This is a genomic window from Roseivirga sp. (genome assembly GCF_049099775.1).
GTDB lineage: Bacteria > Bacteroidota > Bacteroidia > Cytophagales > Cyclobacteriaceae > Roseivirga.
In genome coordinates this window covers 983,251-994,688 of record NZ_JAGDZM010000004.1, presented here as the reverse complement: position 1 = coordinate 994,688, position 11,438 = coordinate 983,251, and the positions used below count along the sequence as shown (strand labels likewise).

Below are 11,438 nucleotides of genomic sequence, written 5' to 3'. Positions count from 1 at the left end.
TTCGGGGCTTTTATTAATTATAGATCTGAAAAATCAAAGTCATCTAAAAAGGCTGTGGTGAAATCACCAGACTTAAAGCCTTCGTCATCCATCAGTTTAATGTGAAAAGGAATAGTCGTTTTAATTCCTTCAATTACAAACTCTTCAAGCGCCCTTTTCATTCTAACCAGTACTTCTTCACGTGATTGTGCGCTAACAATAAGCTTGGCAATCATAGAATCGTAATTTGGTGGAATTGAGTAGCCAGCATATACATGGCTATCCACTCTTACACCATGCCCACCGGGTAGGTGAAGGTTAGTTATTTTACCTGGAGATGGTCTAAAACCGTGTGCTGGATCTTCAGCATTAATTCTACATTCCATAGCGTATAACTTTGGATAGTAGGCATAACCAGTAATTGGAATACCAGCCGCAGCTTTGATTTGTTCCTTAATAAGGTCAAAATCAGTTACCTCTTCAGTAATTGGGTGCTCTACTTGGATTCTTGTATTCATTTCCATGAAATAGAAATCACCATGCTTGTCCAATAAGAACTCTACAGTACCAGCTCCTTCGTAGCCAATAGCTTCTGCAGCTTTAACTGCCGCAGCACCCATTTTGTCCCTTAGTTCTTTATCAACTGCAGGAGAAGGAGTTTCCTCTACTAATTTCTGGTGCCTTCGTTGGATTGAGCAATCTCTCTCTGAAAGGTGACATGCTTTACCATTAGCATCTCCGACCACCTGAATTTCCACATGACGTGGCTCTTCAATAAATTTTTCAAGATAAAGCCCGTCATTTCCAAAAGCAGCAGCCGATTCCATTCTGGCATCGTCCCAAGCTTTTTGGAAACCGTCGTCATCTTTAACAATTCTCATCCCGCGACCACCGCCACCTGCGGTAGCTTTCAAGATCACGGGGTATTTCATTTCATTAGCGATTATAATACCGTTTTCAACAGTGTCTAAAAGGCCTTCAGAACCGGGGATAGTAGGAACGCCTGCAGCTTTCATAGTAGCCTTGGCGGTAGCCTTATCACCCATTTTATCAATCATATCGGCGCTGGCGCCAATAAATTTGATTCCGTACTCATCACATACACGAGAAAATTCTGCGTTTTCAGAAAGGAAACCATAGCCAGGATGTATCGCATCGGCATTGGTAATTTCTGCTGCAGAAATAATATGAGGTATTTTTAAGTAAGACTCATTTGACGGGGCAGGGCCAATATTGACCGCTTCATCGGCAAACCTTACATGTAAACTGTCTTTGTCTGCCGCGGAGTAAACAGCTACTGTTTTTATACCCATTTCTTTACAAGTTCTGATAACTCGTAGGGCAATTTCTCCTCTATTGGCAATTAATATTTTCTTGAACACAGTGATTCAATTAAAGATGAAACATAAGAGGGAGAACATCCCTCTAGGCCATTATGATGGATCAACCAAGAAGAGTGGCTGATCGTATTCTACTGGTGAAGCGTTTTCAACTAGAACTTTTACAATTGTACCTGAAATTTCAGATTCAATCTCGTTAAAAAGCTTCATTGCCTCGATAATACAAACTTTGTCTCCACTGCTGATAGTATCTCCAACACTTACGAATGCAGGATCTTCTGGCTTAGGTGTTCTGTAGAACGTACCAATCATTGGTGACTTTATTTCTACATACTTACTTGTATCTTCTGCTGCAGGTTGTGCGGCAGGCGCTTCAGGAGCCGCTGCTGGTGCAGCCGCAGGAGCTGGAGCAGCCAAGGCAGGAGCTGCTGGTGCAGCCGCTACTACTGTAGCTTCGGCATTTCGCCTTACCTCAATTTTGAACTCTTCAGTTTCAATGTTCACTTCTGCCAAACCAGATTTGGCAATGAAGTCTATCATGTTCTTGATTTCTTTCGGATTCATGCGTATGAAGTTAATCTTTTACTCGCTCACCGTATGAGTGAGTTCTTGTGTCGACTTTAATTTTATCCCCTAAGTTAATGAATAATGGCACTTGTATTTCTGCCCCTGTTTCTAGGGTTGCTGCTTTCGTAGCGTTAGTGGCAGTATCGCCTTTTATACCCGGTTCTGTATATGTAATTTCTAATGTAACGTAAGCTGGTAGTTCACATGTCAAAGGCAATTCAGTTTCTGCATGAAAAAGAATATCTACCTCTTGACCATCTTTTATTAAGCCTGCGCTTTTACCAATCATTTGCTCTTCAATCATTACTTGCTCAAACGTGGAGCTATTCATGAAATGAAAACCAAAATCGTCCTTATATAAGAATTGGTGTGTTCTTTTTTCAACCCTTGCAGTTTCTATTTTATGGCCAGCAGAAAAGGTATTATCTACCACTTTTCCACTTTTTACGTTTTTCAATTTGGTTCTGACAAATGCAGGCCCCTTTCCAGGTTTTACATGCTGGAACTCAGTGATCATCCAAAGATCTTTGTCTTTAACTATACAAAGCCCATTCTTAATATCTGCAGTAGTTGCCATGTGAAGTTTGTTCTATTTTATAAAAAATTATTTTGGGTCGTAAGCCCATTTTAACCAAATGGCTCCCCAAGTAAACCCTCCTCCAAATGCTGCAATGATAATGTTATCGCCTTTTCGAAGTTGCGGCTCGTAATCCCACAAACAAAGCGGTATTGTTCCACTGGTAGTATTACCATATCTGTGGATGTTGAGCATTACTTTTTCTTCGCCAATACCCATGCGTCTAGCGGTAGCATCAATGATTCTCTTATTGGCCTGATGTGGTACTAAAAATGAAATATCATCCCCAACAAGGTTGTTTTTCTCCATAATTTCAGCAGAAACATCGGCCATGTTTGTCACTGCAAATTTAAATACAGAAGATCCTTCTTGGTATACATAGTGCTCGCCGTTCTTGAGCGTTTCCGCGCTTGCTGGTTTGCGACTACCACCTGCTTTCATATGTAGGTGTTGAGCACCCGATCCGTCAGACCTTAAAATAGAATCCATTATGCCAAGTTCTTCTTCGCAAGGCTCTAGCATAACTGCTCCACCACCATCGCCAAAAATAATACAGGTAGTTCGGTCAGTATAATCAATAATGGAAGACATTTTATCCGCACCCACTACAATCACTTTTTTGTATTTCCCAGTTTCAATAAACTGAGAACCTGTGGTGAGGGCATAGATGAAACCAGAACAGGCTGCTTGTAAATCGTAGTTGAAAGCGTTGACAGCACCTACGGCATCGCCGATGATATTTGCTGTTGCCGGAAAAACCATATCAGGGGTTGTAGTAGCACAAATGATAAGGTCTATTTCTTCTGGAGTGGTGTTGGTTTTTTTAAGTAGCCCTTTGACTGCCTCTATACCCATTACTGAAGTCCCTTGGTTTTCACCCTTCAGAATGCGACGTTCTTTAATGCCGGTTCGTGATGTAATCCACTGATCATTGGTGTCAACCATGGTGGCCAGTTCATCGTTAGTTAACACGTAATCTGGAACGTAGCCTTGGACACCCGTGATTTGAGCTCGAATGTTTGTCATTAAGTATTTTTAAGGTCTAAGATCGACCTGAAGTCTAAATTAGGAAGCCAATATAAGCGTTAACAATTCAGAATTGAAATCTAAACTGAATTATACACCTAAAAGCCCTTAAATAAGTACTGCTCCTGAATTAGAAATCCAGGAGCAGTCATTAAAGTTTTTGAAGTTTAGGCTAATACCTCTTTCTCCATTACAACTTTACCTTTGTAGTAAAGTTTTCCTTCATGCCAGAATGCTCTGTGAGGCATGTGAAGTTCTCCAGTAGTCGGGCAAACTACTAGTGTTTTGGGTGTCAATTTCTTGTGAGTTCTACGTTTGTCACGTCTCGTTCTTGAAATTTTTCTTTTAGGATGCGCCATTTCAAATTTTATTTATTCGCTTTCGCTACTTGTTATTCTTTAAGTTTTTTAGTGCTGCCCAACGTGGGTCCACTTCTTCTTCCTTTTCCTGTTCGTCAGTATCGTCATCTTGTGAAGTGTAAACAACAATTAACTCTTCATCGTTGTCTTCTTCATCTTCATATCTAGGATGAAGTTTTTTCATTGGAGTTTCTAATCCAATGAATTCAAAAAGAAGGTCTGCAACGTTTATCGTTTGGCAATCTTTTGTGATTACCATCACATCTTCCGACAATTCTTTTTCTTCATCTCCGTATTTAAAGTGCATCCTGCTGTCGAAAGACAGTGAATGATCAAATAAATCCAGACTTCTATCACAAGTTAATTCAAGTTTACCTTCTACATGAAAGTTCATTTGAATCATACTACTTGACTTTTGAAGTGAAACATCTGCAAGGAGATTCCCTTTGCTAAATATTTCATTTTCAAACAGTTCAAAGAACGAATCTGATATTTCAAACTGGTAATTGTGCTCTCCGTTAGAAAGCTTGAAAATGTGAATGTCAAATTCTCTTAGAGCTTTCAATTTCCTTGCTTGATTTTCAGGTCTGCAAAGGTAGATAATTATTGATTAACCAGAAAGTTTGAATCAATAAAAAATAGTCATTATGAATAAGGGCTTTTTCAGCCCCAAATCAACTATGCTTTTGCTGTCGATACTTCGTCTGCAACTATAAAGTCATCGGCATCTTCAATACTAACTACCAATTCATTTAAAGAGGATGTATAGATGCCTAAGTTTAAGTGTTTCATACAGCACATACTTAGCTTTATGTCCTTATAGCGAGCACTCTCTTTAAAGTCGTTGATTATCTCTAGAACATCATGCTGAATATAGGTTGTTTTGGAAGCATCGATCAAAAGATAAGCACCATCAGGAACGTTGTTGAGCTCTTTTAAAATTTGGGCTTTATTCAAAAAGGTAACCATTTCGGCCAGAATAATTCTGTAATGCTTTTTAGCTGAATCGTGCGTTTCCTTCATCACAAACGGATTTTTGAGGTTATTTAGCAGGATGTAGAATATGGCTACTGCCATACCTATTCCTATACCTTTCAAAAGATCGGTTAAAACAATGGCCAATACGGTGACTACAAATGGAATAAACTGTGGATAGCCTGAAGCAAACATCTGCTTGAATAACGATGGTTTCGCCAACTTATAGCCAACTACCAATAAAATAGCGGCTAAACTTGCTAATGGAATCATATTCAGAATGTTCGGAATCAACATGGCTGAAATAAGAATAAGCAAACCATGAATAAGCGCAGAAGCCTTTGTTTTACCTCCGGATTGAATGTTTGCTGAGCTTCTAACAATTACTTGTGTCACTGGTAAACCACCAATTAAACCGGCAATCATATTACCAATTCCTTGGGCTCTTAATTCTCTATTTGTTGGGGTAACTCTTTTCTGTGGATCGAGTTTATCGGTGGCTTCTACACAAAGGAGTGTTTCTAAACTGGCTACTATCGCTATGGTAATTCCCAATACCCAAACTTTTGACATGGTAATAGCACCAAAATCTGGTAGCGTAAATTGATTTACGAAACCATTAATATCATCTGCTACGGGAATATTCACCATATGGTCGGCACTGATTGATAGGTCAGTACCATTAAACCCTATCGCCATGAGAATACCTGAAATCACAACGACTAATGGCCCTTGAATGATTTGGGTGATTCTAATCTTTTTCATGAACTGCTGTTCCCATAAAATCAGTATCGCTAAAGAAATGCCAGCTATCGTCAATGCTCCAGGAGAAATGAAGTTGACCATGTTCAGTAATTCCGAAAACGTATTCTCGCCATCGGCCTGAATAAAGCCTAAATCGCCTTCTGGATCAGCATCGTATCCAAAAGCATGTGGAATCTGCTTTAGAATAATGATCACACCAATGGCAGCGAGCATACCTTTAATAACAGCACTAGGGAAGTAATAGCCTATAATTCCTGCCTTAGCTACACCTAGTATAAATTGGATAACGCCGGCTATAACTACCGACATTAAGAAAATGTCGAAGGCGCCTAAATCTTGAATGCCTACAAGTACAATTGCGGCAAGTCCTGCGGCGGGGCCACTAACACCAAGGCTAGAGCCACTGAACATGGTTACCACAATACCACCGACCATGCCGGCAATAATGCCAGAAAACAAGGGTGCGCCTGATGCTAAGGCTATACCAAGACATAAGGGTACGGCGACTAAAAACACCACCAAACCTGCTGGGGCGTCGTTCTTTAAATTTTTAAAAATATCTGTTTTCATAAAAATAGGACGTGCTTTTGGCACTTTATTTTATCCCGGGATTGAATTGAAAAAATGAATTTGAATTGAGGTTTCTTAAGCCTCGGGAGGCGGGACTGGAATTTCCTTGTATAATCTAAGGAGGCCATACCTACGATGATCTGCGTTAGACCAAAGGTTCTTTTGTGCCATTTCACTTGAAGCAAATTGGTTTTTAGGGCTTTCGGAAAGACTTTTTTCACTCTCTTCTAGCTCATTGTCTTTTTCTGACTCTTTTTCAGAATCATTTTCGAATACCTCTAAGTTGTCAATTTCAGCAATAGAAAATATGCCACTGTCCAACATCAAGATGTTAGAGAAGGAAAGTAATAATACAATCGCCGTGACTTTAATCAATTCTTTGCTTTCTAAAGGTGTAAAACGAATGGACCTTTTATTGGTTTATGAAATCGATGAAGGCCAATATTTGATTGACCAACGACCTAAAAATACAACTAAAGGTTCAAATTTCTATTCCTAATGATATCAATTGCCATATAAATAGCCGAGCGCATGCTCTGATCGTGGGCTATTCCCTGACCAGCAATGTTATAGGCTGTGCCATGATCTGGTGAGGTTCTTACAATTGGCAATCCGGCAGTAAAGTTAACGCCATCCTCAAAAGCCAATGTTTTAAAAGGTATTAACCCTTGGTCGTGGTACATGGCTAATATACCATCGAATTTGGCATAAGTTCCATTGCCAAAAAAGCCGTCGGCAGGGTAGGGTCCATATACTAAATGTCCTCCTTCTTTTAGTTCCTTGATTACTGGAGAAATTATATCCTTTTCTTCACTGCCCAATAGCCCTTCTTCACCCGCATGAGGGTTTAAGCCCAAAACAGCCACCTTAGGTTTTTTAATTCCAAAATCATTTTTAAGGGATTTGAGCATGAGTTTGCTCTTTCTTAAGATCACCTCTTTTGTCAAATGCTCACCCACTTGAGTAATTGGGATATGTCCTGTAGCAACTCCAATTTTTAAGTGCTCATTACACAAAAACATTAGACTATCTTTTGCCCCAAAAGTTTCTGTAAAGAATTCTGTGTGCCCAGGAAATTTAAAGTCTTCGGCCTGGATATTGTTCTTATTTATGGGAGCGGTCACTATGCCATGAATTTTTCCGTTTTTTAGGTCATCACTAGCTTTTAGCAATGCTTCAAGTGCCAATTCGCCACCTTGCGTTGTTTCTTTGCCTGTATTTATCGTCAATTCTTTTTCCGTACAATTGATGACGTTCAATTTGTTATATCGAACCTCGTCAACAGATTGTATTTGATTGAAATTGAATTTCTCTCGGTTGAGGAGCTTTTTATAATGCGATAAGGCTTTTCCATGTCCGTAAACCAAGAGTGTTACATAATGGAATAGTTTATTGTTTTCTACAGCCTTAATGATCACTTCAGGGCCTATACCATTAATATCACCGATGGTAATACCGATGATTGGGTTAGATTTTTTGTCTCTTTTTTCCTCGTTCATGTCTTCTTACAAAAAAGCTATTTGTTTTTACTTTCGATGGAAAGGGTCATTTTTGCGCAAATTAATGTTTTTTACCTAAGTTGTCTTCATGTCATCAGTACGCCCTAAGAAACACCTCGGTCAACACTTTTTAAAGGACTTGAGTATTGCCGAAAGAATCGCCGATGGCCTGACTGGGCATGGTGATTATAAAACGGTTTTGGAGGTAGGTCCGGGAACGGGTGTTCTGACCCAGTTTCTATTGAAAAAAGACTTCGAAACATGGGTGATTGAAGTAGATAGAGATTCCATTGCCTATTTAGAGAAGCATTTTTCTTCACTAGATGATCGCATTATTGGAGCTGATTTCCTCAAACATGATTTTATCTCCGAGACGAAAACCCCGTTGGCAGTCATAGGAAATTTCCCTTATAATATTTCATCTCAAATCTTTTTCAAAGTACTCGATCATCATCAGGAAATACCAGAAGTTGTGTGTATGATTCAGAAGGAAGTGGCTGAACGCCTTGCCTCGCCTCCTGGCAATAAGACTTACGGGATTTTAAGTGTACTGCTTCAGGCTTATTATGATATTGAATACCTGTTTACTGTAAAGCCTAATGTTTTTAACCCACCACCTAAGGTCGATTCTGGGGTGATTAGGCTAAAACGAAACACTACTAAGGCCTTGGATTGTGATGAAACTTTGTTTAGAAGAGTGGTAAAGGCAGGCTTTCAAATGAGAAGGAAAACGTTGCGCAATGCTTTAAAACCTATAAATTTGCCTGCTGAGTTATCCGACCATCCAACACTTGCTTTAAGGGCGGAAACACTGTCAGTAAATCAATTCGTAGCACTAACAAATCTAATTTCGGCGTGTCAGTAGAACACTTAGAATTTGAGCTTTCCAAAGAGTATTTGGAGTTGATCGTTCAAGCTGTTGAACGTGAAGATGCAGCATTTATCGCTAGCTCATTGGAAGGGGTAGATCCCGCCGATATTTCACAATTGCTCGATGAAGCCGATTCTGAGCAAGCCAAGTATGTTTTAGAAGTTCTTAATAATGAAATCAGTGCCGATGTTATTGAGGAATTCGAGGAGGATACTCGAAAAGAGTTTTTAAAAGAGCTTAGTTCAATTGAAATCGCAGAATACATCGAAGAGATGGAGTCTGACGATGCCGTGGATGCCATAAATGACCTGCCCGTAAGGACCAGAGAAGAAGTAATTGCTTCCATACAGGATAAGGAAAGCGCTGCGCATATACAAGAACTCATGCGTTACGATGAGGACTGTGCCGGTGGTTTAATGGCCAAGGAAATGGTGGTGGCCAATGTGAATTGGAATATCCAACAGACTATTGAAGAAATAAGGAGACAGGGAGAAAATGTAGAGAAGCTATATTCTATTTATGTAGTGGATGATAGCGTAAAATTGCTAGGAAAAGTTTCTGTAAAAAGGATTATTCTGGCTAATGCTACTACCCAAATAAAAGATATTTATGATGAAGACATCAAGTCGGTAGAAACCTATATTCACGAAGATGAGGTAGCCGATATGATGCAGAAATACGATTTAGTTGCTATACCGGTGATCAACCTACAGGGTAAACTTGTTGGTAGAATTACGATTGATGATGTGGTGGATGTTATCACCGAACAAGCTGAAGAAGATATGCAGCTGATGTCTGGTATTTCTAACGATGTTGAGGAAGACGATAGCATTTGGGCACTATCTAAAGCTCGTTTTCCATGGTTATTAATTGGGTTGATCGGAGGAACATTTGGCGCTTGGGCCATCGGTTTTTTTGAAGGTGATTTAGAGAAAAATGCTGCGTTAGCCTTTTTTATACCGCTTGTTATGGCTACTGGCGGCAATGTTGGTATTCAATCTTCAACTTTAGTTGTTCAAAGCTTAGCCAATAAGTCGGCATTTGAAGAGTCCTTTGGCCGAAGAGTAGGTAAAATGCTGCTTGTAGCACTGCTTACCGGAATAGTGCTGGCTGCTATTAGCTTCGCTATTGTATTTTGGTGGAAAGGTGGAGAAGATGGCCTACCAAGTGTAGTTGCTATTTCCCTAATATGCGTTGTAATGCTGTCATCATTTATGGGTACTGCCACACCATTGGTGTTAGACAAATTAGGGATTAACCCAGCTTTGGCATCAGGACCATTTATTACCACTACTAACGATATCCTCGGAATCATCGTTTATTTAGCCATAGCCAACCTTTTACTTCTTTAAGTTATGCTCAAGAAATGCCTCATAGTAGATGAGATGCACAAAAGCATCTGCGAATTGCTATTGGAAATAGGAATTGAACCTGTTTATAAACCTAAGCTCGATAGGAACGGAATTCTTGATGAAATAGGTGAGTATCACGGGATTTTAATCAGAAGCAAAACTACAGTCGACAAAGAGTTGGTTGATAAGGCTGTAAAACTTGAGTTTATCGGTAGAGCAGGGGCTGGCCTTGATAAGATAGACGTGGCTTATGTAGAGTCAAAAGGCATTGAAATTTTAAATGCTCCAGAAGGAAATAGAGATGCTTTGGCTGAGCATGCAATTGGTTTATTGCTGAACCTTTTGAATAACATTAATCGCGCTGATCAGGAAGTGAGAAACTGGATTTGGGACAGAGAGGGTAATCGTGGCGTTGAGCTTAGTGATAAAACAATCGGAATTATAGGCTATGGGTACATGGGGCAGGCCTTCGTTCAAAGGTTAAGAGCTTTCGACTGTCGTGTGTTAGTTTATGACAAATACAGAAAAGGATTCGGTACAAAGAACGTAGAAGAGGTAAGTCTGGAAAAAATGTTTGCCAAGGCCGATATATTAAGTCTACATATTCCGCTTAATGAAGAAACACGTGGCTGGATAGGCGAAGATTTTATTAACCAATTCAAGAAAGATATTTATCTATTAAATACTGCTCGTGGAGAGATTGCCCCTGTACAAGAATTGATCAATTTACTAGATAGTGGTAAAGTTATAGGAGCTGCGTTGGATGTATTAGAGAAAGAAAAATTCAATCAACTTTCTGAAGTTGAGAAAACTAGGTTCGAAAACCTGTTTAGTCGTAAAAATGTAGTGTTATCACCACATGTCGGTGGTTGGACATTCGCTTCATTCAAGCGAATTAATGAAGTTCTAGTAGGAAAGATTGCCACTCATTATCGGATTGATTGGAACGCTTAAACTTTATGATTTGGTTATTTTTAGCTAAATTTGAAGTCTAATCGCCTAGCACGGCGATTTTATTTGTTTAAAGGAAACGGTTTCATTCGAGGCCGTTCATTGTTTATAGATTACAAAAGATAGAATTATGGCAGGTGTTAGTTATTACACTGAAGAGGGATTGCAACGACTGAAAGATGAGTTGCACGAATTGAAGACTAAGGGAAGAGCCGATATGTCGAAGCAAATTGCTGAGGCCAGAGATAAGGGTGATTTAAGCGAAAATGCTGAATATGATGCCGCGAAAGATGCCCAAGGCTTAATGGAAATGAGAATAGCCGAACTAGGTACCGTGATTGGTAATGCACGAATTAAAAAACAAGAAGACGTAGACCTTTCTAAGGTTTCAATACTTTCTACCGTAAAGATTAAGAACCTTAAAAACGGAATGGAAGTGAAATACACGCTAGTTTCTGAAAAAGAAGCAGATTTAAAAAGTGGTAAAATCTCATATGAGTCACCAATAGGAAAGGGAATTCTGAATAAGAAAATTGGTGAGATCGCAGAGGTTGTTGCACCAGCCGGAAAAATGGAATTCGAGATTCTAGATATCACTTTAGAGTAA

The 11,438-nt window shown here is 39.5% G+C and carries 13 protein-coding genes; 4 read left to right on the top strand and 9 right to left on the bottom strand.

Annotated features, from left to right (window positions below; translation table 11 throughout):
- Positions 1-17: 17 nt before the first annotated feature.
- The 9 genes from accC to pdxA form a co-directional block, all read right to left on the bottom strand.
- Entirely contained in the window at positions 18-1,361 is a 1,344-nt protein-coding gene (gene accC, locus JXQ92_RS08995) for an acetyl-CoA carboxylase biotin carboxylase subunit (RefSeq protein WP_421986268.1), read from the bottom strand.
- 51 nt (positions 1,362-1,412) lie between these two features.
- A complete protein-coding gene (gene accB, locus JXQ92_RS08990; RefSeq protein WP_421986267.1) occupies positions 1,413-1,883 on the bottom strand; it encodes an acetyl-CoA carboxylase biotin carboxyl carrier protein in 471 nt (156 codons plus the stop codon).
- Positions 1,884-1,893: 10 nt separating this feature from the next.
- Positions 1,894-2,463, bottom strand: coding sequence for an elongation factor P (gene efp, locus JXQ92_RS08985; protein ID WP_421986266.1), 570 nt, complete (start codon positions 2,461-2,463; stop codon positions 1,894-1,896).
- Positions 2,464-2,490: 27 nt separating this feature from the next.
- Positions 2,491-3,489, bottom strand: a complete 999-nt coding sequence (locus tag JXQ92_RS08980) for a beta-ketoacyl-ACP synthase III (RefSeq protein ID WP_421986265.1) — start codon at positions 3,487-3,489, stop codon at positions 2,491-2,493.
- 167 nt (positions 3,490-3,656) lie between these two features.
- On the bottom strand, positions 3,657-3,848 hold the full coding sequence (gene rpmF / locus JXQ92_RS08975; protein ID WP_069836856.1) for a 50S ribosomal protein L32: 192 nt from the start codon (positions 3,846-3,848) through the stop codon (positions 3,657-3,659).
- A 25-nt stretch (positions 3,849-3,873) separates the two neighbouring features.
- Positions 3,874-4,413: a YceD family protein gene (locus JXQ92_RS08970; RefSeq protein ID WP_421986264.1), complete on the bottom strand. Its 540-nt coding sequence runs from the start codon at positions 4,411-4,413 to the stop codon at positions 3,874-3,876.
- 113 nt (positions 4,414-4,526) lie between these two features.
- Complete coding sequence (locus tag JXQ92_RS08965) at positions 4,527-6,158, bottom strand: SulP family inorganic anion transporter (protein WP_421986263.1); 1,632 nt, start codon at positions 6,156-6,158, stop codon at positions 4,527-4,529.
- A gap of 75 nt (positions 6,159-6,233) precedes the next feature.
- Positions 6,234-6,533, bottom strand: coding sequence for a hypothetical protein (locus tag JXQ92_RS08960; RefSeq protein WP_421986262.1), 300 nt, complete (start codon positions 6,531-6,533; stop codon positions 6,234-6,236).
- 98 nt (positions 6,534-6,631) lie between these two features.
- The gene (gene pdxA / locus JXQ92_RS08955) at positions 6,632-7,657 is read right to left on the bottom strand and encodes a 4-hydroxythreonine-4-phosphate dehydrogenase PdxA (protein ID WP_421986261.1); all 1,026 of its coding nucleotides are present in this window, start codon (positions 7,655-7,657) and stop codon (positions 6,632-6,634) included.
- An 88-nt stretch (positions 7,658-7,745) separates the two neighbouring features.
- Here pdxA and rsmA point away from each other — a divergent pair, with 88 nt between their 5' ends.
- The 4 genes from rsmA (at position 7,746) to greA (ending at position 11,438) form a co-directional block, all read left to right on the top strand.
- A complete protein-coding gene (rsmA, locus tag JXQ92_RS08950) occupies positions 7,746-8,522 on the top strand; it encodes a 16S rRNA (adenine(1518)-N(6)/adenine(1519)-N(6))-dimethyltransferase RsmA (RefSeq protein WP_421986260.1) in 777 nt (258 codons plus the stop codon).
- Entirely contained in the window at positions 8,513-9,880 is a 1,368-nt protein-coding gene (mgtE, locus tag JXQ92_RS08945) for a magnesium transporter (protein WP_421986259.1), read from the top strand. Before rsmA ends, mgtE begins: the two co-directional genes overlap by 10 nt.
- Positions 9,881-9,883: 3 nt before the next feature.
- Complete coding sequence (locus JXQ92_RS08940; RefSeq protein WP_421986258.1) at positions 9,884-10,834, top strand: NAD(P)-dependent oxidoreductase; 951 nt, start codon at positions 9,884-9,886, stop codon at positions 10,832-10,834.
- Positions 10,835-10,961: 127 nt separating this feature from the next.
- Entirely contained in the window at positions 10,962-11,438 is a 477-nt protein-coding gene (gene greA / locus JXQ92_RS08935; protein WP_421986257.1) for a transcription elongation factor GreA, read from the top strand.